Origin of the sequence: Bacillus sp. FSL R7-0646 (assembly GCF_037969865.1) — a bacterium.
Taxonomy (GTDB): Bacteria; Bacillota; Bacilli; order Bacillales; family Bacillaceae; genus Bacillus; species Bacillus licheniformis.
Genome location: NZ_CP150217.1, coordinates 3,462,042 through 3,483,317 on the forward strand (window position 1 = coordinate 3,462,042; position 21,276 = coordinate 3,483,317).

A 21,276-nucleotide genomic window follows, 5' to 3' on the forward strand; every position below is an offset into this window, starting at 1 on the left:
GGCGATGACAAGGTTCGGCGAGCGGCTCAAAGAGCTGAGGGAACAAAGAAGCCTGTCGGTTAATCAGCTTGCCATGTATGCCGGTGTGAGCGCCGCAGCCATTTCCAGAATCGAAAACGGCCACCGCGGCGTTCCCAAGCCCGCGACGATCAGAAAATTGGCCGAGGCTCTGAAAATGCCGTACGAGCAGCTCATGGATATTGCCGGTTATATGAGAGCTGACGAGATTCGCGAACAGCCGCGCGGCTATGTCACGATGCAGGAGATCGCGGCCAAGCACGGCGTCGAAGACCTGTGGCTGTTTAAACCCGAGAAATGGGACTGTTTGTCCCGCGAAGACCTGCTCAACCTCGAACAGTATTTTCATTTTTTGGTTAATGAAGCGAAGAAGCGCCAATCATAAAAAGCCGAATTTCCCTTTTAGGAGAAGTTCGGCTTTTTTCGGCTGCCTTAAGCGGCATCCGGATTCGGCGTCTTGCCTTTATGATGCTTAACGGGGCTCAGCGCACGCTCGAGCCATCCCATGAACAGATCGGCGATGATCGCCATCAGCGCCGTCGGGATCGCGCCTGCTAGAATGATCGCTGTTCCGTTGGTCGCGTTTGATCCCCTGACAATGATATCCCCGAGGCCGCCTGCGCCGACAAACGTGCCGATGGCCGTAATGCCGATCGCGATGACGAGCGCGGTTCTGAGCCCCGCCATAATGACCGACAAGGCGAGGGGAAGCTCCACCATCCGGAGCACTTGAAATTTCGTCATGCCCATCGCCTTCCCTGATTCAAGATAGGCATGCTCGATGCTGGCGATTCCCGTATATGTGTTTCGAATGATCGGCAACAGCGAATACAAAAACAATGAAAGAATCACCGTGTTTGCGCCGAGCCCCATGACAAGCATCAAGACGGCGAGCATCGCCAGCGCCGGAACCGTTTGAATGACATTAGTGATGGAAAAGACCCATTTGCTGATTTTACGGTATCTGGCGATGAAAATGCCGGCCGGGATGCCGACGACGGCGGCGAACAATACGCCGTATGCCGACATTAAAAAGTGGCGGTAAAATTCCCCCAGCACATAGCCGCCGTTTTGCGCGTAATACGTCCAAAGCTGCTGCAGCACTTCCATTTGTCATCCCCTCCTTTTACTCAAAATAATTGTGCTTCTTTAAAAACTCGGCCGCGACGACAGAAGGCTCTTTCAGCTTTCCATCGACTTCGTAATTGAGCTCCTGCATCGTTTCGGTGTCGATTTTTCCAATCAGTTTATTGATGGTCTCTTCAAGCTCCGGATGCTCCTTCAGCACTTTTTCCGGCACGACCGGCGAACAGTCATACGGCGGGAAAAAGCGTTTATCGTCTTTTAACAGCTTTAAATCATAGGCTTTGATCCTGCCGTCTGTTGAATAGGCAAGAACGATATCCATTTTGCCGTTTTTGACGGCGTCATAAACGAGTCCGATCTGCATTGGAAAGGTCGAGCCAAATGAAAACCCGTATTCCTGTTTAAATCCCGGATATCCGTCGCCTTTTCGTTTCAGCCATGCATTGTCAACGCCAAGCTTCAGTTGATCCGCGTCTTTTTTCAGATCGGATATGGTTTCATAGTTCCCTTTTTCAGCGAGTTCTTTCGTGACTGTAAAAGCGTACGTATTGTCAAATCCGTAAGAATCGAACCATTTGTAGTTGAATTTCTTTTGAAAGTCCTGCTGTACGATGCGGAGCGCTTTTTTCGGGTCTTTCTCCGCTTCCCTTCCAAGCGTGCTTGTCAGGTCAGTTCCCGAATAGCGCGTCGCAGAAATGTCGATGTCTCCGCCGAGCATGGCCTGGTGCTGCACATAGTTTGAGCCGAGGTTTTTGACCAGCACCGTATTGAGATCCGTATCATGCTCGATCAAAAGCGAGATCATATTGGCAAGAATTTCGGATTCGGTCAGGTTTTGCGCTCCGATTTTGATCGTTTTATCGGAAGCCCCGCCAAGGCCCGGCAGCGCACAGCCGCTGATCAAAAGCGAGAGGACCAGCATGACGGCGCCGAGCCGTCTCAGTTTTTTTGTTTGCATAAGAGCCAACTCCTTATGATACTTCCTTCATCCCTTTTAATCCTTGAGGCGTGACTTTGTCTTCGGTTTTCGACAGAATATAGTCGATCACGATGGCCAGTATCGTAACCGGCACCGCTCCGGCGATAATGTACTCAGGCTGGTACAGGTTGAGCCCGATAAAAATATAGTCGCCGAGACCGCCGCCGCCGATAAAAGCCGAAAGCGTCGCCCAGCCGATTAAGTAAACGGTGGACGTCCGGATGCCTGCCATGATCACCGGCACCGATAGCGGCAGCTCGACCAGGCGGATTTGTTCCCATGCAGTCATACCGATTCCCTTTCCTGACTCAAGCAAATTTTGATTGACGCCTTTTACGCCCGTGTAAGTGTTTCTCAGAATCGGTAGGACTGAATAGAAAAACAGCGCGACAATCGCCGGAATCTTTCCCACTCCGAGAAGCGGGATAAAAAACGCCAGGATCGCCAAACTCGGCAGCGTCTGAATGATGTTGACAACGCCGATCACGACGCCGGCTCCTTTTTTCATTCTCGTTAAAACGACACCGAGCGGAACCGCGAAAATGATGCCGAGCAGAACCGCGAAAATGGATATATATAAGTGCTCCCATGTTTTATAAAGCATTTCCCCGCCGTTGTGCTGAAGAAATTGGACAAGCTGATTCATGATTGATGCACCTCCCTGCATTTAACGTTGAACAAGGGTTTCTTCATCTCCCCAAATCGAGTCGTACACGATATCGACAAGGTTTGCCCTTGTGACAATCCCGACAAGGCGGCCCTCTTCATCAAGAACGGGAACATATTTGAATCCCCTTTTCAAAATTTTCCGGACGGTATCCCTGATGAGCGTTCCTTTTTGAACGGAGTAAACATTCTCATTGACAACCTCCCCGACTGTGACGGATTTTTTCCGGTTCTGATCGATGATTTCAACATCGATATATCCTTTTAAGACATTGTGTTCGTCCACGACGAGCAGTGAATCGACGCGGCGTTCCCTCATCACTTGAATTGCTTCAGTCAGGTTTTTTTCGCTCGTAATCGTGACCGGATTCGGGTTCATTACTTGTTCGACATGCTCGATGTCAGGACGGGACTGAAGAAGCCTCTCTTTTCCGATAAATTCCTCAACGAATTCATCCGCCGGTTTCCGCAAAATGTCGTCAGGCGATCCGACTTGCACGATCTCGCCGGCGCGAAGGATGACGATTCTGTCAGCAAGCTTAATCGCTTCATCCATATCGTGGGTTACAAAGACAATCGTTTTGTCCAGCGATTTCTGAAGCTTTTTGAACTCTTCCTGAAGCGAATCACGGGTAATCGGGTCCAGCGCTCCGAACGGTTCATCCATTAAAATGAGGGGCGGCTCTGCCGCAAGCGCCCGCAGCACGCCGATTCTCTGCTGCTGTCCGCCGCTTAGTTCATGAGGGTAGCGGTTCAAATATTCCGGCCCCATATCAACGAGCTGCAGCAGTTCCTCCGCCCGCTTCTTTCGCTTTTCTTCCGGCCATTTCAAAAGCCTCGGAACGAGCGTGATATTCTGCTGAATCGTCATATGGGGAAAGAGTCCGATTTGCTGAATGACATAGCCGATTTTCCGGCGCAGCTCCACCGGGTCCTGATCCATTATGTTTTCTCCGTCGATGTAAATGCTTCCTGAAGTCGGTTCAATCAAGCGGTTGATCATTTTCATCGTCGTTGTTTTCCCGCAGCCGCTCGGTCCGATAAAGACGATAAATTCACCTTTTGCTATATCAAGGTTAATGTTTTTGACCGCTTTTTTTCCGCCTTTATAAACCTTTGATACATTCTCTAGCTTCAGCAAAACGCACACCTCCAACTGTTTTTTAAAAATTTCAACATCTCATTCATTATAAGATACACTTTGTAAAATAAAAAGTTTACAAAGTGTTCAAATTATATATATAAGACATAAAAAAATATATTCATGGCATCAATTTGCCGGTTATTCTTAAAATTGCGGCTGATTTCTTTGTTTTTCTGTCGTTTTAGTGTTTTCAACCGCTAACAAAATTATGATATATTGACAATAAAATTGGCTGCCCGAAGGGATGATGAGCTTTGGAGGAAAACGCTTTAAAAGTGATTGAACAAGCGGAAGAACATTTCATAGAAAAAATCGCCGAAAATATGAATACATACGGTCTATCATCAACTGTCGGCCGCGTGCTCGGGATCATCTATATGAACAGAAAGCCGATGACCTTAAATGAACTGTCAGAAGAAACGGGCATGAGCAAAACGAGAATGAGCCAGGTCGTCCGCGAAATGATCGATTTAAATATAGCTGAAAAAGTTTTTGAAAAAGGCGTCCGCAAAGATCTGTACGATGTCGAACAAGACTATTATCAAACGTTTATTTCATTGTTTACGGCCAACTGGAGCAAAGTCGCCAAAAAGAACAGGATGATTGGGAAAAAAATCAGAAAAGAGCTGTTGGAGGCGCTCGAGGAAGAAGGCCTTACGCCTGAAACCGAAGCTAAAATCAACGAGCTGCTGGCTGAAACAAAACAATGGATCGATTACTGCGAGTGGCTTGACAATCTGATCGCGTTTTTGGAAAGCGAAGAGATCTTCAAGCATGTGCCAAAACCTTCATAAACAAAAAAAGCTGCGAAGACTAAGCAGCTTTTTTGCATTTCCTCAATTATCCCGCCAACACCGGAAACATCCCTTTCAATCCCGTTCCGATCATGCCGACCGCCACGACAGCCAAAATCAGGCCCATCAGCCGGGTGATCACGTTCATCTCCGTCTGGCCCAATTTGTTGCTGATCAGCGTAGAATAATGAAAGGCCGCAAACGTCAGCAGGAGGACGGCGGCGATGCCGATGATCATTCCGCCAAAATGCACCAGACTGCGGCTTCCGGCCGAAAGGCTCATCACCGTCGCAATCGTTCCTGGCCCCGAAATGATCGGAATGCTGAGCGGCGTCACCGATATATCCTCCTTTTCCTTGCTCTCGCGATGCTCAGCATGATGCAGCGACTGAACATGGGACTGCTTTGCATTCAGCAGGTTGTAGGCAATTCCGAATATAAATATGCCGCCGGCAATTCGCAGCGCATGGATGTTGATGTCAAAAAGCCTGAAGATAAACTCTCCGAATATGAGAAACGCGATCAGGATCAGAAACGATAAAACCGCGGCCTTTCTCGCCAATGCGGTGCGTTCTTTCGCTTCGTAGCCTTCTGTGAGCGCTAAAAAGATCGGAACATTGCCGATCGGATTTGTGACGGCGAACAATGATACAAAAACGTGGATGATAAAAGCAAACACGGTTAAAGCCACTCCTTCCTCTGTATAAAAATACGGGTAATCGATTTTTACCTCCGACGCTGACCGCTTAAACTTTCAAAAAACAATGACACCTTCCTGCACTTTCATTTATAATGAACCTTTATAGGCCAAAATAACTATTTTAAAGGAGATTTTATTTTCATGACATGTTCAAAGTGCGGCCATCAAACAGATGGCGGAAAATTTTGCGAGCAGTGCGGGTCAAGTTTGGCCGGCGGCAGTGATGGCGGAAAAGGAGCAGCTGAAACGCCGCAGGCAGCTAGATATGCGGAGGCGGCGAAACAAGCGTCTTCCATGTATTTTTCCTATTGTTTAAAGGTGCTGAAACGACCGTTTATCGAAATGAAAAACGCCGGAGAACAGCACGTCCTCAACAGCATCACCACAATGGTGATATTTGCGCTTTCGGTGCCGCTGATGTTTTATTTCGGCCTCAAAGGCTTCTTTGACGCCATGGGGGACTATTCCGGAGTATTCGGCCGCTCCTACGCAATGCCGACATTTTTTGATATCGTCGTAAAGCCCGCTGTTACCTTTGCTATTTATATTTTCTTATTATTTGTTTTTACATACGCAGGCGTGCGCATTCGGGGTGTGCAAGCGGCATTTAAGGAAGTGCTCGGGCGGTTCGGAGCGGTGCTTATTCCTTTCGTCGCCCTTCTGCTCGCCGCTTTGCTTTTATCATTCATGCAAACGGGTTTGTTTATATATGTTCTTTTCTTTGCCCTTTGCGGCATCGCCTTTTTAATTCCGCCGGCTGTCATCTCGAGCTATCACGAAAAAGCGGAAGGCGCTGTTGATACGATTTACGCGACGCTGATCGTCTATTTGCTGACATTTATGTCGGTGCGGATCATGGGAGATTTGTTTCTTGAATATATCGGAAGGATCGGAGGCTCTATATTAGGGCGGCTGTTTTAGTGAATTGAAAAGCCTTTTTCCATTGAGGAAAAGGGCTTTTTTTTTATTCTATTGACGTTAAGAGCAATCTGCCGTCCTCGATGGCGGCGTGATATGTCCAATGATACGTTTTTAACTGTTCTTTTCCGCCTTTGATAATATTAATTTTCTCCGTTGTCTTAATCGTTGCCTCCCGCCCGTTTTGCTTCCAGCTGTTTACGCTGAATTGGACGACTTCCTCCTCTGTCCCGCTGTTGTACAGTTTAGCGACCAGTTTCTTTTGATCGTTGTACAGCGGACTTCCTTCTTTCAAGCTGTCGCGGACGAGGCCGAAATCGTTTGTGTTGATGGCGTCTTGTAGCCTGTATAAATACGCTTCAATGGCGAAAGCAACCTTTTGGTCGGTGAGCTCTTCGCCTGCTGATGCATTGTTCATGGCCCCTTTCGCTGAGGCCCATGCCGATGTGTATTCCTTCGGATTGTCATTTTTGATTTCTTTTTGATGCTCGATATCGATAACGGCTTCAGGATCGCTTTTTTCGATGAGCCACTTTTTCTTGCCTTCGGAATAGACCAATGTGTACGTATATCCGCTATCGTTTTCTTTCAGTTTAGGCGCAATGTAGTCGTCATAATAGGCCGATTTGTGCTTTTCAATCCCTTTGAGCTCTGTTTTCCATTGCCCGTCTTCTTTGTATAGCCGGAACGAATCAAGATCAAATACAGTAGATAAGTAGGTGCCTTTATAGTAGGTGCTGCTGCTTTTCAGCCCGTCCGTGACCTCTTTCAGGCGGTTTTGATAAGACGGGGCGGCCATTGTCATGCCGCTGACATTGCCGCTTGCAAAGGCCTTTGCTGCTTCCTTTGTATGGTTGACGACAGCGGTCATCATGTCATCCATAAACCCTTTGTCTGATGCAAGATTGACTTCGATTTCTTCACCTTCAATCGGCGTTTTTTCGCTTTTCAGCTTCCCCCACGGAAATTGCGCCTCAACCTGAGCAGACATTGAACCGTCAGTCAGCACAGGTCCGAATTCAGTTCCTTTGAATGGATTGATCTTCATCTCCTGATCATTGATCCAGAGCGTTCCTTTCAAGTTTTCATAGCCTTCTTCAAAGACAAGCTTTGCCATGTGCCCGTTAAGGTCCGCATTAACCTTCACATCACCTTGGAGGGCGGTGACCTTCAAGATCGGCGATTCCGCTTTTCAGCTTTGCCTTCACCTCGTAAGTACCGGGGACAAACGGGCCGATTTTTTTCTCGAAGTTTTCTTTTTCTGTTGTGATGACCTTTTTGCCGTTAACAAACAGGCCGGTATCTTTATAGTTTGTCTTAACCGTTAAGTAGACAGGCTCCGTGTTCAAGACATAGCGGTCATAGATCCAAAAACGCCTGCCCTTTTTTTCGATCGTCATCAATGGATGGCCGGCACCGCTTTTTAAGGATGTGATCAATTCTTTTTCTTCATCCGGGTGTTCTTTCAAGTAATCCAAGAGCGGCTTGACGTTTTTCTCCGTGACAGCCAGATCCACGTCTGATGATTGAAGCAGTTTTGCTGCTTTCTTGGCATCTTTCTGATCGAGGGCGGCTTCAAAATCGGAAATCAGTTTTTCCTTTGATGTGAGTGCTTCACCGGTTTTATAGCCGGCAAACAATAAAATCAAGCAGGCCGCGATTGCCGCCATGATGATGATTCTTTTTCGTGTCATCGCACGCTGATACCTTGCCGCCGGGTCGGAAGCTCGTTCCTCGTCCGCCCGCGCGCCGCAATGCTTGCAATACAGCGCATTTTTTGTTCGTTCCCTTCCACATTCCTTGCAAAAATCCATGACTTTCCTCCCATCAAACAAAAACACAATTAGTCATTTTATACTATATTTATCGTAAGAAGGGATTTAATATTAAGGCCGCATCAAAAAAAGCCAAACGAATGCGCTGATCCGTTTGGCTTTTTTGATCATTTTAAAAAGTATTTTTCAATATCATCAAGCATCAGGTTTGCTGCAAGGACGCCCCCTGCTGTATTCCAGATGGCATCGCTCACTTTATGGACGTTTCCTTTTTTGGAGACGTTTAAGTTTTTAAAGAGCGGATCATTGACATAGTCTTTCTCAATGGCGCTTGCTTTGTCATCGCCTGTCTCATACGTGTAATAAAAAAGCACGTCCCCGTCCATATCAGGAATTTGTTCCTTTGTCACTTCCATTTGTCCGAGATCGTTGGCTTCCTGGCCTTTAGGCCTTGCAAAACCGAGCTGATCCAAAATCGTTCCGGCAAATGATCCTTTGTGATAGATGCGGGTATCAGCATCTGTAAAGCGGACGAGAGAGACTTTTTGTTTCACTTTATCGCCTAGTTTTTCATGAATGTCTTCAACGCGCTTGTCAAAGTCAGCGATGACTTTTTCGCCTTCAGCTTTTTTATTGAGCGCTTCGGCAGTAAGCTTAAAGTTGTTTTTCCATTCCCCTGACAATGTCTCGGCAAATACGGTCGGCGCGATTGCTTTCAGCTTGTCGTATACTTCTTCTTGGCGGATTTTGTTGCCGATGATTAAGTCAGGCTTCAGGCTCGCGATTTTTTCAATATTCGGCGCAGCCTCCGTTCCGACGTTCTCTACGCCTTTCATTTTATCTTTAATATGGTCATACCATGGATCTCCCAGCCAGGATTGAACGGCGCCGACAGGTTTTACGCCAAGTGCGAGCACTGCTTCTGTCGCTTCATTCGTGAGTACGACGACTTTTTTCGGAGTGCCGTCAATTGTCGCTGTTCCCATTGCGTGCTTTACAGTATAGGAATCTTTGCTGCCGTTCTTCTCCGCAGATTGATCTTTATCTTGATTTCCGCAGGCGGCTAATAAAAGGATAAGCGCAGCGAACAGTGCAAACCATTTAAAACGTTTCATGATATGTAGGATCCCCTTTTCTCAAGTGATTTTCATTATCAATTAGATTATATAATGAATCAACCTAAAGTCAATATGAAATTCCTATATATCTGTTTTGGATTGTGCTAAAAACCGCTTTTGAGCTGCATCCGGATAAAGAAAACCCTGCTCGGCAGACACTGTACAATGAGCATATCGTCTTCTTACGAAAACCGGGATGATCCTCCTTCTAGACACTTTGAATTCATTAGGTTAACATAATCTTGTATGAATATGTTTTTTTTACCATAGTAAGGAGGGGTGATTTGACTAAGTTTTTATTGAGTGGTTTCTACCTTTTCGGACTTGTCATGCTGAGCAATTGGTCGATTTCTTTTGGTGAAATATTTGGAGCCGGCAATTCAGCCGTTTTTCAATTATCGGAAGCGGTGCTTTTTACGTTTATCATCGGGTGCTATACAGGTCTTCCTTTGATTTATGCCAAATTCACTAGATCTGAAACGTTGTTTTTTACAAATCAAAAGGTCTTCCTCATCACCTTAGGATTAGGCGTGCTGCTTTCCTGTTCGGCTTACAGCCTTCAGCAAGCCCTCTCTCCCATCGCGATTGCGCTGTTGTCGATCATTGGTTTTTTGATCGTTGGCATCAGCGGTTTTCTTCCCGCCTGGTTTCTGAAGCCTGCGAAAAATCTGCGATAAACGGGTGGGTTTTTCTTAGGCTGACGGGGTGTTGGAGCCAAGGTCGAACTCAGTGGTTTCTATAAACGGCGCTGGTCAATATGGTGCTCTGAGAAAATCACTTGCCAATGCGTAATCTGACGATTGATTTTTTAAAAAACAACATTTGCTTTCGCCATTTACAAATTAATGAAAATTCTTTATGATATAGATATCTAAGTAAACATGTTGCATATACTAAAAAGACCGAAGTGCTCCAACACTTCGGCTTGTACAAAAAGCCGGCCCTTCGAAGGGGCTTGCTCAGATTGACCTAAAATAGACCACTCCCTATCACTTTCCAGGCTCAAGGGGCGGTCTATTTTTCTTTGTTCTCTGACAACATGGCAATCAGCATGCCAAAAGCAATCATTAAAGAGATTGTTTCATATGCTGTCATTTTTATCACCCCCTTTCAGAAGGGGATGAGCAAGACTTCCCTTGAGTGAGCAAAGCTTTTTATACGAGGTAGATTATACCATATCAAGGAGAACATAAAATTAGGGAAAAAACCTTTTTCACTCATGAAATCTAGCTTTTCCGCCGAATTGCTTCGACATCGACTAAATTCTTGGTCTTTCAGCTCATTTATTGATTGAATTCATTAGCTTGAAGAAGTATTCACGTTGACCGGTCTTATTGAGTTGATACCATGAATCCAATGTATCCGGTGCAAACACGTCTAATTTTTTCAGCACTTCCCTTGCGAATTCGAGAGGAGCCGCTCCTGATGCAGTAACCAGATTCCCATTTGATACCGCGGGTCCCATCTCATAAAACGGTTCTCCTTTATAATGAGGACAGACCATTTTCATATAGGCCAAGTCATTGCTTGTATGCTTTCTTGAATCCAGATATCCGCTATTCGCCAGTCCCGCAGTTGCACCTCATATTGCGGCAACCATCGCGCCAAGCTCTAAAGCTTCGCCGGCCTTTTTCAAGATCGGCTGATGAATCTTTTCTCCCCAAGTATTCCCTCCGGGTAAAATGATTAGATCCGCACTCTCGGGCGTCCACTCATCAAGGGAGATATCCGGTTTTATGCGCAGTCCACCCATCGTCGTCACCATTTCTTTATTCACTCCTATTGTCATGACTTTTAAAGGTGCCGCATCTTTTTTGAAATATCTTCCCGAGTTCAGTTCGGCCATTAAATATCCATATTCCCAATCTGACATTGTATGGAATGCATAAAGATATACTGTTTTCGACTGCATCCAGTAACACTCCAATCGCAATTGATACAGCCTATTATAATCAAAAACCCTGACAGCTTTTGTCAGGGTAAAGGAAATTCAGCTTTCACATTTAAAAGAGGTTGGCCGCATCTGCAGCCAACCTCTTTTTTATGCTTACTTATTCAAGTTGTAGAAAGATTGAATACCGTGGTATTGCGCAGTTTCAGCCAATTGATCTTCGATGCGAAGAAGCTGGTTGTATTTCGCAACACGGTCCGTACGAGACGGAGCACCTGTTTTGATTTGTCCTGCGTTTGTTGCCACAGCGATGTCAGCGATTGTGCTGTCTTCAGTTTCACCGGAGCGGTGAGAGATAACGGCAGTGTAGCCTGCGCGTTTCGCCATTTCGATCGCATCGAAAGTTTCAGTCAATGTACCGATTTGGTTTACTTTGATCAGGATAGAGTTGCCGACGCCGTTTTTGATTCCTTCAGCAAGCTTTTTCGTGTTTGTTACGAAAAGGTCGTCACCGACAAGCTGAACTTTTGAGCCAAGACGCTCAGTCAGAAGTTTGTGGCCTTCCCAGTCGTTTTCGTCAAGGCCGTCTTCGATTGAGATGATTGGGTACTTAGAAGTCAGCTCCTCGTACCAGTCAACCATTTCAGCTGACGTTTTTACAACGCCTTCGCCTGCAAGATGGTATTTGCCGTCTTCTTTGTTGTAGAACTCAGAAGATGCAGCATCCATTGCCAATTTCACTTCTTCGCCAGGTTTGAATCCTGCTTTTTCGATCGCTTCAACGATTGTTTGAAGCGCTTCTTCGTTAGATCCAAGGTTTGGAGCGAATCCGCCTTCATCACCTACAGCTGTGTTCAAGCCTTTTTCTTTCAAGACTGATTTCAGGCTGTGGAAAATTTGTGCTCCCATGCGAAGTGCTTCGCGGAAGTTTTCCGCACCGACAGGCATGATCATGAATTCTTGAATGTCAACGTTGTTGTCCGCATGCTCTCCGCCGTTTACGATGTTCATCATCGGTACAGGAAGCGTTTTAGAGTTGAATCCTCCAAGGTATTGGTATAGAGGAATCTGCAAGAAATCCGCAGCTGCGCGGGCAACGGCCATTGATACACCAAGGATGGCGTTGGCGCCGAGCTTGCCTTTATTTTCAGTTCCGTCAAGTTCGATCAGCAATTTGTCGATTGATACTTGCTCAGTCACATCAAAGCCGATAAGCTCGGGTGCGATGATTTCGTTCACGTTGTTAACGGCTGTTAAAACGCCTTTTCCAAGGTAGCGGTCTTTGTCGCCGTCGCGAAGCTCAACAGCTTCGTATTCGCCAGTGGAAGCTCCGCTTGGAACCAGCGCGCGTCCAAAAGCTCCTGATTCAGTGTATACTTCAACTTCAACCGTCGGGTTACCGCGGGAGTCTAATACTTCACGTGCATAAACATCAACAATGTATGGCATGTTTGTTTCTCTCCTTTAATGCTTATTTTTGAATTAATGACGATCCTGTCATTTCTTTCGGTTTTTCAACACCCAGCAAGTCTAAAAGAGTTGGCGCCAGATCCCCGAGGATTCCGCCTTCTCTTAATGTCACGCCTTCTTTTGTGACGATGACAGGAACCGGGTTTGTCGTATGTGCGGTGTGCGGCTTGCCTTCTTCGGTAATCAGCACGTCTGCGTTACCGTGGTCGGCCGTAATAATCGCGTAGCCGCCTTTTGCAAGAATCGCATCAACGACTTCGCCGAGGCACTCGTCAACCGCTTCGATTGCTTTGACCGTCGGCTCGACTTTTCCTGAATGTCCAACCATGTCAGGGTTGGCAAAGTTGAGGATGATCGCGTTATGCTTTTCAGCCTCAATTTCTTTGACAAGCGCATCTTTTACTTCATATGCGCTCATTTCAGGTTTCAAGTCATATGTTGCGACTTTAGGCGAGTCGATTAAGATTCGCTCTTCGCCCGGGAACTTTTCTTCGCGTCCGCCGCTCATAAAGAATGTGACGTGCGGATATTTTTCAGTTTCAGCGATGCGAAGCTGCTTCAGCCCGTTTTGGGATAAAACTTCGCCGACTGTGTTGTCGAGATTGACCGGTTTGAATGCCACGTATCCGTCAACCGTTTCACTGAAATGTGTCAAGCAAACGAAATGAAGGTTTTTCGGATGCTTGTCTCCGCGGTCGAAGTCGCGGAAGTCGTCATTGGTGAACGTGTTGGAAATCTGGATCGCACGGTCGGGTCTGAAGTTGTAGAAAATGACCGCATCGTTGTCCTTGATTGTCGCAACAGGTTCGCCGTTTTCTTTCGTAATGACGGAAGGAATCACGAATTCATCGTAAATTCCGTTTTCATAAGAATCTTTCACGACATCGAGCGGATTTTGATATTTCGGTCCCTCTCCGTATGCCATGGCGCGGTACGCTTTTTCGACGCGGTCCCAGCGCTTGTCTCGGTCCATTGAATAGTAGCGGCCTGACAATGTTGCGATCTCGCCGACGCCGATTTCTTCGATTTGATCCTGAAGCTCTTTGATGTACTTCTCAGCTGTTTGCGGGCCTACATCGCGGCCGTCAAGGAAGCCGTGAATATAGACGTTTTCAACGCCTTCTTTTTTGGCAAGTTTCAAGAGTGCATATAAATGGTGAATGTGGCTGTGCACTCCGCCGTCAGACAGCAGTCCGAACAAGTGGAGGTTTGTGCCTTTTTCTTTCACGTGCTTCATCGCTGCAAGGAATGTTTCGTTCTGTTCGAATTCTCCCTCGCGAATCGCAACGTTCACGCGCGTCAGACTTTGGTAAACGATCCGGCCTGCGCCGATATTCAGATGGCCGACTTCCGAGTTGCCCATCTGGCCGTCTGGAAGACCTACCGCTTCTCCTGAAGCTGTCAGCGTCTGGTGCGGATACTTGTTCCAATAGCGGTCAAAGTTCGGTTTTTTCGCTTGGGCTACGGCGTTTCCGACGGTTTCGTCCCTTAGTCCAAACCCATCTAAAATGATGAGCGCGGCTAACTTGTTACTCATATTGACCTGCCTCCAATAATTGCACGAAAGACTGCGGCTCAAGGCTTGCTCCGCCAACAAGAGCGCCGTCGATATCGGATTCGGCCATATATTCTTTAATGTTCGCAGGTTTTACGCTTCCGCCGTACTGAATGCGGACGCTGTCTGCTGCAGTTTGTCCGAACTCTGATGCCACGGTTTTGCGGATGTGCGCGCATACTTCGTTTGCATCTTGTGCAGTTGAAGACTTGCCGGTTCCAATCGCCCAGATCGGCTCATAAGCGATCACGGAAGCAGCTACCTGTTCAGTTGTTAAACCTGCAAGTGCTTTTTTCACTTGGTCTGCAACAAGCTCGTTTGTTTTGTTTGCTTCGCGCTCTTCAAGCGTTTCACCTACGCAGATGATCGGAACGATGCCGTATTTAAATGCAGCATGCGCTTTTTTGTTGACCGTTTCATCCGTTTCAGCAAACATTTCGCGGCGCTCGGAGTGGCCGATGACGCAGTATTCAACTCCAAGGTCTTTCAAAGCCGCAGGGCTGATTTCACCCGTGAAAGCTCCGCTTTCTTCAAAATGCATGTTTTGCGCGCCGACTTTCAGATCTGTGCCTTTTACAGCTGATGTGAGCTTTTCAAGGAACAGTGCAGGCGCACAGACAACAGCTTCTGCTTTATCTGCTGCGGGAATGGAAGATTTCACTTCTTCAACGAAGCTGACAGCTTCTGAAAGCACTTTATTCATCTTCCAGTTACCGGCTATAATTGGTTTTCTCATGTGCTCCACTCCTTATGCTGTATATTTTGCTTACTTGTCGTTCAATGCTTTGACGCCAGGAAGTTCTTTTCCTTCCATAAACTCAAGGGAAGCTCCGCCGCCTGTTGAAATGTGGCTCATTTTGTCAGCCAAGCCGAACTTTTCTACAGCAGCTGCAGAGTCTCCGCCGCCGATGACAGAGTATGTATCATTTGCCTCTGCTAATGCTTCAGCGACAGCTCTTGTTCCTTTAGCGAACGCGTCGATTTCGAATACGCCCATCGGTCCGTTCCAAACGACAAGCTTGCTGTTTTTGATGACGTCGGCATATGTTTTTCTTGTTTCCTCGCCGATGTCAAGCGCTTCCCAGTCGCTAGGGATTTCGCTTACCGGCACGATTTTCGTGTTGGCGTCGTTTGAGAAATCGTCAGCAACAAGCACGTCTGTAGGCATGTAGAAGTTCACGCCTTTTTCTTTGGCGCGGTCCATGAAAGATTTAGCCAATTCAATTTTATCTTCTTCCAGCAGGGATTTTCCCACTTCATGGCCGAGCGCTTTGACGAACGTGTAAGCAAGACCGCCGCCGATGATCAGGTTGTCTACTTTCTCAAGAAGACTTTCAATCACGCCGATTTTGTCTTTTACTTTTGCGCCGCCGATGATCGCTGTAAACGGACGTTCAGGGTTTGACAGCGCTTTGCCCAGCACTTCAAGCTCTTTTTCCATGAGGAAGCCTGCAACAGCCGGAAGGTGTTCAGCGATGCCTGCTGTTGAAGCATGGGCGCGGTGAGCCGCTCCGAATGCATCATTGACATAAACGTCAGCCAGGTCGGCAAACGCTTTAGAAAGCTCAGGATCATTCTTTTCTTCTCCCGGATAGAAGCGGACATTTTCCAATACGAGAATATCTCCGTCTTTCATTTCGGAAATTTGCGCTTTGACGGCGTCGCCGTAAGCTTCATCCGCTTTTTTCACTTCTTTGCCGATCAGTTCGCCGAGGCGTGCGGCTACCGGCGTTAAGCGAAGCTCTTCTGACACCTGGCCTTTCGGACGGCCCAAGTGGCTTGCAAGAAGAACTTTCGCTCCCTGCTCTGTTAAGTATTGAATCGTCGGAAGTGCGGCGCGGATTCTCGTATCATCCGTCACTTTTCCGTCCTTCATCGGAACGTTAAAGTCAACACGGCAGAAAACAACGCGGCCTTTTACATCAATGTCTTTTACTGATTTTTTGTTCATGGCTTTTAGGAGATCCTCCTTTTAATGTTTTACAAGCCTGAAAACGGAAATCCCCGGGCGGCTTAAAGGCGCCGATATGGAAAAAGGGAAAGGGAGTGTGTGTCCCCTTCCCTTGTCCGCTTTCATTATAGCGCTTCTCTCATCAAGAACCAAGTCTGATTCTGGTTTCCGGATTAAAGACCTTGTTTTGCGATGTAAGCGGCAAGGTCAACAACACGGTGAGAATATCCGCTTTCGTTGTCATACCAAGAAATAACTTTAACCATGCTGCCTTCCATAACCATTGTAGAAAGAGCATCGATTGTAGAAGAGTTTGTATTGCCGTTGTAGTCTTTAGATACAAGCGGCTCTTCGCTGTAGCCAAGAACGCCTTGAAGTTCGCCTTCTGCTGCTTCTTTAAGCGCTGCGTTTACTTCTTCTGCTGTTACTTCTTTGTCAAGTTCAGCAACCAGGTCAACAAGTGATACGTTTGGTGTTGGAACACGCATTGCTCCGCCGTTCAGTTTTCCTTTCAGTTCAGGAAGTACAAGGGAAACGGCTTTCGCAGCACCAGTTGTTGTAGGAATGATGCTCTCAGCTGCCGCACGCGCACGACGGTAGTCTTTGTGCGGAAGATCCAGGATTTGCTGATCGTTTGTGTAAGAGTGAACAGTTGTCATCATACCGCGTTTGATGCCGAATTTGTCGTTCAGAACTTTTGCAAACGGCGCAAGGCAGTTTGTTGTGCAAGATGCGTTAGAGATAACATGGTGGTTAGCCGCATCGTATTTATCTTCGTTAACACCCATAACGATTGTAATATCTTCTTCACTCGCAGGAGCTGAGATGATAACTTTTTTCGCGCCGGCTTCCAAATGTTTCGCCGCATCTGCGCGTTTTGTGAAGAAACCAGTTGATTCAACAACGATTTCAACACCTTGCTCTCCCCAGCTTAGTTTAGAAGGATCGCGCTCTGCTGTAACTTGGATTGTTTGACCGTTAACAACAAGGTTGCTTCCGTCAACAGAAACCTCTGCGTCCAATTTTCCATGTACTGAATCATATTGTAATAGGTGAGCAAGCATGTTAGCGTCTGTCAAATCGTTAACTGCCACAACCTCAACTTCAGGATTATTTAATGCTGCGCGGAATACATTGCGTCCAATACGACCAAAACCATTAATACCGACTTTTACTGCCATGATGATTTCCTCCTTTAAGTAAATAAGAGATATTTAATTTATATTGAGGGAAGAAGCTTCCCTTAATAACTGTTTTGCGGCTCCTTCATCAGTGATCAAAACCGTATTGCGCGGCTTTTTGAAGTATGCCTCTATGGCGTCAGCTTTTGACGAGCCTCCCGCCACCGCAATGATGTTCGGGATCGAATCGAGATCCTCAAGCTGGATGCCTACGCTGTGCACTTTGTGAATGACTTCCCCGTGGCGGTCGAAATAGTAGCCGAACGCTTCTGCAACTGCCTCATTTTCTTCTATTTTCTTCAAATCTTCCTTTGGCGTATTTCTTCGTTCTGCCATTGTTTTAGCATCCCCGATTCCATGAATCACCATACTGGATGATTGAATCGTCTGAAGCACTTCTTTAATAGAAGGTTCCTCAATGATAGAAGAATATGCTTCTTTGCTCAGCTGCCCCGGCACAAATAACAGTTTGTATGTACCGGAAGCTTTCTCGGCCATATGGGCGCAAATCGTATTGGCCTGATTCCTGACGTTTTCGCCCAGTCCGCCTCTTGCCGGAACAAAAAGCAGCTTGCGGTTTTTCGAGTCAGGCGTCATCATTTCTGCCACGGCCTCAAGTGTCGTACCTCCGGTTACGGCGACGATATTTTCCCCCGTAAACCTATTTTTCATGCATGCGACGGCCGCTCTCCCCATCTCTTTTTTGACCCATGGGGACTGGTCGCTGTCTCCCGATACAATGATGACTTCGTCGAGGTTCAACCTCTCTTTTAATGTATTTTCCAAATGAGTTAAACCTAAAACGTCCTTCATCGTATCTTCGAGAACTTTCAGCAGGTCGGATCCTTCAGGTGTCAATATCATGCCGGTTGTTTTAATCTCTAGTAGATTTTGTTCTTTTAAAAACTGAACCTCCGCCCTTAAAATCCGCTCGCTGATGCCGAGGCTGGCAGCAAGGCTTCTTCTGCCGATCGGTTCAGTCAGCCTTATGTACTGCAAAATTTTGTACCTTTTCTGCATGACATCGAGAAGATCCGGCAATAATTTTTTCTGAGCCTGTATTAGTTGATTCATGCCAAAACGTTCCTTTCATCTCATCCTGGACGAATAATGTCCCGCAGTGACTGAAAACGTCCCACCTCAGCCAAAAAAAATTACTCCTGCTTACATTCCTTATTGTAACAGGGTTAAAATGTTTATTCAACTGTTAAGAAACAATTCATCGACAACATTCGCGCGAACGTTCACACTTCTGTTTTAATTATTGTTCCTGATAATTTCTATATTATACATATTTCATAAAAACGTGCCTCAATGAAAATTAGCCCTTTTATTTCATGCAAAGCTGTTCGATTTCTTCCAGGCATTTTTCTAGATTATATTGTAGCTATTTCAAAAATAAATATATTGCTAAAATACGTACTTACCAGCAAAAAAGCAACGGGCGGTTTTTCCGTTCCGTTGCTTTTTTGCGTTTATCCGTTTTTCCATACATCTGCAATGATTTCGAACGAGCGAAGTCTGTCAGCATGGTCAAATGTTTCTGAATTGATCATGATCTCGTTCGCCTGAGTCGTCCGGATGAACTCTTCAAGCTTTTCTTTCACACTGTCCGGCCCGCCGATGATCGTTGAGCTGAGCTGCTCGTTCACCATCGCTTTTTCGCGCGGCGTCCAAATCTGTTCCATATCATCTACAGGCGGCTTAAGCTGTGTCGGAGCGCCGCGGACAAGATCCAAAAACTTCTGATAGTGCGACGTTGCCAGGCGCTGCGCTTTCGCATCCGTATCGGCTGCGATAACGGTAACCCCGACCATCGCATAAGGCTCCTTCAAGACGCCGGGCTTAAACGAACTCCGATACAGTTCCAAGGCAGGCAGCGTATTGGCGGGCGAAAAATGAGCCGCAAATGCAAACGGCAAACCGAGCTCCCCGGCAAGCCGGGCGCTGAATCCGCTTGAACCGAGAAGCCAAATCGGCACATCAAGCCCTTCTCCCGGTATGGCGCGCACATGATTTCTTACATTGCCCGACGGCTTAAAATATTGCCGCAGTTCTTCAAGCTGCTCGGGAAAATCCTCCCCGCTGCTTATGTTTCTTCTTAATGCGCGCGCTGTTAATTGATCAGTGCCCGGAGCGCGTCCAAGTCCTAAATCGATTCTGCCGGGATAAAGGGATTCAAGCGTTCCGAACTGTTCGGCGATGACGAGCGGGGAATGGTTCGGCAGCATAATCCCTCCCGAGCCGATGCGCATTTTCTTAGTACCTCCGGCGATATAGCCGATCAAAACAGAGGTGGCCGAGCTTGCAACACCTTCGATATTATGGTGCTCAGCCAGCCAGAACCTGTGGTACCCCCATTTTTCGGCATGCTGCGCCAAATCCATAGATTGTTTAAAAGATTGTTCCGCATTTCCGCCTTGTACGATAGGAGACAGATTTAATACGGAATACTTCGTATTTTTGAAATGCTGTTCTGACATTGTCTTTCCTTCTTCCTGAAGTGTAGTGGTCATGTAATTAGACGATAACATAATCGTCCCGGTGAATAAAAGAAATTAGTTCGAAAAAAATCGAACTAATGTATAAAAAGCTTGCCTCCGCTGGGAGGCAAGCCCTTTTTTAAGAAGCGGCCGTTTGGCCGGCTGTCTGGTTTCTTCCTTTAAAGAAATAAGCAGCGCTAATGAGCAAATAGATCCCCGCCGTCACCAATGTAATGACAATCGACGTGGTCAGGATGACACCGATCAGTATGGCTGTCAGCGAAATGATTGCCACCCAAGTCGTATAAGGGAACCATTTGACATAGTAGCCGTTTCCAGCTGTTTGATTCCGTTTCCTCGATTTTAAATGGGCGGCGGCAATCAGCATCCAGATCACAAGGACGGTATAGCCGAGAGACCCCATCAAATATTCAAACGTTTGGCTGCCGGCAAATAGTGAAAACAATACGCCCAAGTATAAGAACGAAGTGCATAATAGAATCGAATAAACCGGCACCTTTCTCGCAGAAAGCCTCGAAAAGATTTTCGGCATTCTTCCGTCTGACGCCTGTGTATACAAAATACGGGAGGCGCCGTAAAGCCCTGAGTTCATAGAAGAAATGACCGCCAGTAAAATGACCGCATTCATCAAATGATCCGCTCCGGGAACGCCGATCATCTTAAAGACCATGACAAAGGGACTCTCCGACACCCCGTTCACTTGATTCCATGGAATCAAGCTGACGATCACGAAAAACGGCAGAAGATAAAAAGCAATAATGCGCGTTAACGTTCCCCGCACGGCTTTAGGCACAACCTTCTCAGGATTTTTGGTTTCCGCCAGGGTCACCCCGATAATTTCCGTTCCGCCGTAGGAATAGATCACGACAAGCATGGCTGTAATCAGCCCTCCGGCGCCATTCGGGAAGAAGCCGCCATGGTCTGTCAAATGAGTAAAGCCGACAGCCGAATGTTGTCCAAAAGAGAAAAATAACAAGATAAATCCGGATATAATAAAGACGACAATCACTGTGATTTTAATGAGAGCAAGCCAGTATTCCGTCTCGGCAAAGCTTTTGACAGAAAGCAAATTCACGCTCGTAATGACGAGTGAAACGAACAGCGCCAGCACCCAAATCGGCAGCCCCGGCAGCCAGTACTGCAAAAACATCGCGGCGACAACAGCCTCAGCCGCAATATTGAGAACCCACATTTTCCAGTATATCCAGTCCAAAAAATAAGCGGCATACGGCCCTAATATCGATTGAACCAGATCCCTGAATGTTCTGGCTTCGCTGTTTCGGACAGCCATCTCGGCCAGCCCCTGCATAATAAACAGCAAAATCACGCCGCCGATCAAGTAGGGGATCATGACCGAAGGCCCCGCCAAATCGATCGCTTTGCTGCTTCCTTTAAATAATCCTGCCCCAATCGCTCCGCCCAATGCCATCATCATAATATGCCGCGATGTCATCGTGCGCTCGAGCTTCTGCATGTCTTTCTCCATCTATGTTCACTTCCTCTATTAAAATAAAAAAGCTCACCGT

At 46.8% G+C, this 21,276-nt stretch carries 20 protein-coding genes and 1 pseudogene; 4 read left to right on the plus strand and 17 right to left on the minus strand.

Annotation, left to right across the window (positions count from 1 at the left end):
- Window positions 1-4: 4 nt before the first annotated feature.
- Window positions 5-403 carry a helix-turn-helix transcriptional regulator gene (locus MKY62_RS18120; RefSeq protein ID WP_009329610.1) on the plus strand — a complete coding sequence of 133 codons (399 nt, stop codon included), beginning with the start codon at window positions 5-7 and terminating at the stop codon, window positions 401-403.
- Window positions 404-450: 47 nt separating this feature from the next.
- Here the strand turns inward: MKY62_RS18120 and MKY62_RS18125 are convergent, their stop codons facing one another.
- From MKY62_RS18125 to MKY62_RS18140, 4 genes are read right to left on the minus strand one after another with little or no spacing between them, the layout of a single operon-like run.
- Complete coding sequence (locus tag MKY62_RS18125; protein ID WP_003185432.1) at window positions 451-1,128, minus strand: ABC transporter permease; 678 nt, start codon at window positions 1,126-1,128, stop codon at window positions 451-453.
- Between the two features lie 16 nt (window positions 1,129-1,144).
- Window positions 1,145-2,062 (minus strand): osmoprotectant ABC transporter substrate-binding lipoprotein OpuCC, encoded by a 918-nt coding sequence (gene opuCC / locus MKY62_RS18130; RefSeq protein WP_009329611.1) that lies wholly within the window; start codon window positions 2,060-2,062, stop codon window positions 1,145-1,147.
- A gap of 13 nt (window positions 2,063-2,075) precedes the next feature.
- Window positions 2,076-2,729: an ABC transporter permease gene (locus MKY62_RS18135; RefSeq protein ID WP_009329612.1), complete on the minus strand. Its 654-nt coding sequence runs from the start codon at window positions 2,727-2,729 to the stop codon at window positions 2,076-2,078.
- Between the two features lie 21 nt (window positions 2,730-2,750).
- A complete protein-coding gene (locus MKY62_RS18140) occupies window positions 2,751-3,890 on the minus strand; it encodes a betaine/proline/choline family ABC transporter ATP-binding protein (protein ID WP_003185439.1) in 1,140 nt (379 codons plus the stop codon).
- 257 nt (window positions 3,891-4,147) lie between these two features.
- Between MKY62_RS18140 and MKY62_RS18145 the strand changes: the two genes are divergently transcribed.
- The gene (locus MKY62_RS18145) at window positions 4,148-4,687 is read left to right on the plus strand and encodes a GbsR/MarR family transcriptional regulator (RefSeq protein WP_003185442.1); all 540 of its coding nucleotides are present in this window, start codon (window positions 4,148-4,150) and stop codon (window positions 4,685-4,687) included.
- Between the two features lie 46 nt (window positions 4,688-4,733).
- Here MKY62_RS18145 and MKY62_RS18150 read toward each other — a convergent pair whose 3' ends face one another.
- Window positions 4,734-5,366: an NAAT family transporter gene (locus MKY62_RS18150; RefSeq protein ID WP_003185444.1), complete on the minus strand. Its 633-nt coding sequence runs from the start codon at window positions 5,364-5,366 to the stop codon at window positions 4,734-4,736.
- A 162-nt stretch (window positions 5,367-5,528) separates the two neighbouring features.
- Between MKY62_RS18150 and MKY62_RS18155 the strand changes: the two genes are divergently transcribed.
- A complete protein-coding gene (locus tag MKY62_RS18155; RefSeq protein ID WP_011198330.1) occupies window positions 5,529-6,308 on the plus strand; it encodes a zinc ribbon domain-containing protein in 780 nt (259 codons plus the stop codon).
- Window positions 6,309-6,351: 43 nt separating this feature from the next.
- On the opposite strand, the gene MKY62_RS18160 is transcribed toward MKY62_RS18155, so the two are convergent.
- The 3 genes from MKY62_RS18160 to MKY62_RS18170 form a co-directional block, all read right to left on the minus strand.
- Window positions 6,352-7,479 (minus strand): hypothetical protein, encoded by a 1,128-nt coding sequence (locus tag MKY62_RS18160; RefSeq protein ID WP_223307062.1) that lies wholly within the window; start codon window positions 7,477-7,479, stop codon window positions 6,352-6,354.
- On the minus strand, window positions 7,454-8,119 hold the full coding sequence (locus MKY62_RS18165) for a zinc ribbon domain-containing protein (RefSeq protein ID WP_021837737.1): 666 nt from the start codon (window positions 8,117-8,119) through the stop codon (window positions 7,454-7,456). The genes MKY62_RS18160 and MKY62_RS18165 overlap by 26 nt, the downstream gene beginning before the upstream one ends.
- Before the next feature lie 128 nt (window positions 8,120-8,247).
- A complete protein-coding gene (locus MKY62_RS18170; RefSeq protein ID WP_011198331.1) occupies window positions 8,248-9,195 on the minus strand; it encodes an iron-siderophore ABC transporter substrate-binding protein in 948 nt (315 codons plus the stop codon).
- 287 nt (window positions 9,196-9,482) lie between these two features.
- On the opposite strand from MKY62_RS18170, the gene MKY62_RS18175 reads away from it, so the two are divergent.
- A complete protein-coding gene (locus MKY62_RS18175) occupies window positions 9,483-9,875 on the plus strand; it encodes a hypothetical protein (protein WP_003185454.1) in 393 nt (130 codons plus the stop codon).
- Window positions 9,876-10,477: 602 nt separating this feature from the next.
- Here MKY62_RS18175 and MKY62_RS18180 read toward each other — a convergent pair.
- The 9 genes and pseudogenes from MKY62_RS18180 to MKY62_RS18220 all read right to left on the minus strand — a co-directional run bounded on the left by MKY62_RS18180 (window position 10,478) and on the right by MKY62_RS18220 (window position 21,236).
- Window positions 10,478-11,110 (minus strand): annotated as a pseudogene (locus MKY62_RS18180) (type 1 glutamine amidotransferase family protein).
- Window positions 11,111-11,245: 135 nt separating this feature from the next.
- Window positions 11,246-12,538 carry a phosphopyruvate hydratase gene (gene eno / locus MKY62_RS18185; protein WP_003185460.1) on the minus strand — a complete coding sequence of 431 codons (1,293 nt, stop codon included), beginning with the start codon at window positions 12,536-12,538 and terminating at the stop codon, window positions 11,246-11,248.
- Window positions 12,539-12,560: 22 nt separating this feature from the next.
- A complete protein-coding gene (gpmI, locus tag MKY62_RS18190; protein WP_003185462.1) occupies window positions 12,561-14,096 on the minus strand; it encodes a 2,3-bisphosphoglycerate-independent phosphoglycerate mutase in 1,536 nt (511 codons plus the stop codon).
- A complete protein-coding gene (gene tpiA / locus MKY62_RS18195) occupies window positions 14,089-14,850 on the minus strand; it encodes a triose-phosphate isomerase (protein ID WP_003185464.1) in 762 nt (253 codons plus the stop codon). Before tpiA ends, gpmI begins: the two co-directional genes overlap by 8 nt.
- A 30-nt stretch (window positions 14,851-14,880) precedes the next feature.
- Window positions 14,881-16,065 (minus strand): phosphoglycerate kinase, encoded by a 1,185-nt coding sequence (locus tag MKY62_RS18200; protein WP_003185465.1) that lies wholly within the window; start codon window positions 16,063-16,065, stop codon window positions 14,881-14,883.
- Between the two features lie 173 nt (window positions 16,066-16,238).
- Window positions 16,239-17,246 (minus strand): type I glyceraldehyde-3-phosphate dehydrogenase, encoded by a 1,008-nt coding sequence (gene gap / locus MKY62_RS18205; protein ID WP_003185466.1) that lies wholly within the window; start codon window positions 17,244-17,246, stop codon window positions 16,239-16,241.
- Between the two features lie 33 nt (window positions 17,247-17,279).
- Window positions 17,280-18,320: a sugar-binding transcriptional regulator gene (locus tag MKY62_RS18210; RefSeq protein WP_003185468.1), complete on the minus strand. Its 1,041-nt coding sequence runs from the start codon at window positions 18,318-18,320 to the stop codon at window positions 17,280-17,282.
- Window positions 18,321-18,721: 401 nt separating this feature from the next.
- On the minus strand, window positions 18,722-19,729 hold the full coding sequence (locus MKY62_RS18215) for an LLM class flavin-dependent oxidoreductase (RefSeq protein WP_003185470.1): 1,008 nt from the start codon (window positions 19,727-19,729) through the stop codon (window positions 18,722-18,724).
- A gap of 139 nt (window positions 19,730-19,868) precedes the next feature.
- Complete coding sequence (locus MKY62_RS18220; protein ID WP_011198332.1) at window positions 19,869-21,236, minus strand: amino acid permease; 1,368 nt, start codon at window positions 21,234-21,236, stop codon at window positions 19,869-19,871.
- Window positions 21,237-21,276: the final 40 nt, after the last annotated feature.

Bases quoted from the DNA above. Each gene is read 5' to 3' on its own strand.
- MKY62_RS18170 (WP_011198331.1), bottom strand. From the start codon at position 9,195: ATGAAACGTTTTAAATGGTTTGCACTGTTCGCTGCGCTTATCCTTTTA.
- MKY62_RS18120 (WP_009329610.1), top strand. From the start codon at position 5: ATGACAAGGTTCGGCGAGCGGCTCAAAGAGCTGAGGGAACAAAGAAGC.
- tpiA (WP_003185464.1), bottom strand. From the start codon at position 14,850: ATGAGAAAACCAATTATAGCCGGTAACTGGAAGATGAATAAAGTGCTT.
- MKY62_RS18200 (WP_003185465.1), bottom strand. From the start codon at position 16,065: ATGAACAAAAAATCAGTAAAAGACATTGATGTAAAAGGCCGCGTTGTT.
- opuCC (WP_009329611.1), bottom strand. From the start codon at position 2,062: ATGCAAACAAAAAAACTGAGACGGCTCGGCGCCGTCATGCTGGTCCTC.
- eno (WP_003185460.1), bottom strand. From the start codon at position 12,538: ATGCCATACATTGTTGATGTTTATGCACGTGAAGTATTAGACTCCCGC.
- MKY62_RS18155 (WP_011198330.1), top strand. From the start codon at position 5,529: ATGACATGTTCAAAGTGCGGCCATCAAACAGATGGCGGAAAATTTTGC.
- MKY62_RS18220 (WP_011198332.1), bottom strand. From the start codon at position 21,236: ATGGAGAAAGACATGCAGAAGCTCGAGCGCACGATGACATCGCGGCAT.
- MKY62_RS18135 (WP_009329612.1), bottom strand. From the start codon at position 2,729: ATGAATCAGCTTGTCCAATTTCTTCAGCACAACGGCGGGGAAATGCTT.
- gpmI (WP_003185462.1), bottom strand. From the start codon at position 14,096: ATGAGTAACAAGTTAGCCGCGCTCATCATTTTAGATGGGTTTGGACTA.
- MKY62_RS18125 (WP_003185432.1), bottom strand. From the start codon at position 1,128: ATGGAAGTGCTGCAGCAGCTTTGGACGTATTACGCGCAAAACGGCGGC.
- MKY62_RS18215 (WP_003185470.1), bottom strand. From the start codon at position 19,729: ATGTCAGAACAGCATTTCAAAAATACGAAGTATTCCGTATTAAATCTG.
- MKY62_RS18165 (WP_021837737.1), bottom strand. From the start codon at position 8,119: ATGGATTTTTGCAAGGAATGTGGAAGGGAACGAACAAAAAATGCGCTG.
- MKY62_RS18210 (WP_003185468.1), bottom strand. From the start codon at position 18,320: ATGAATCAACTAATACAGGCTCAGAAAAAATTATTGCCGGATCTTCTC.
- gap (WP_003185466.1), bottom strand. From the start codon at position 17,246: ATGGCAGTAAAAGTCGGTATTAATGGTTTTGGTCGTATTGGACGCAAT.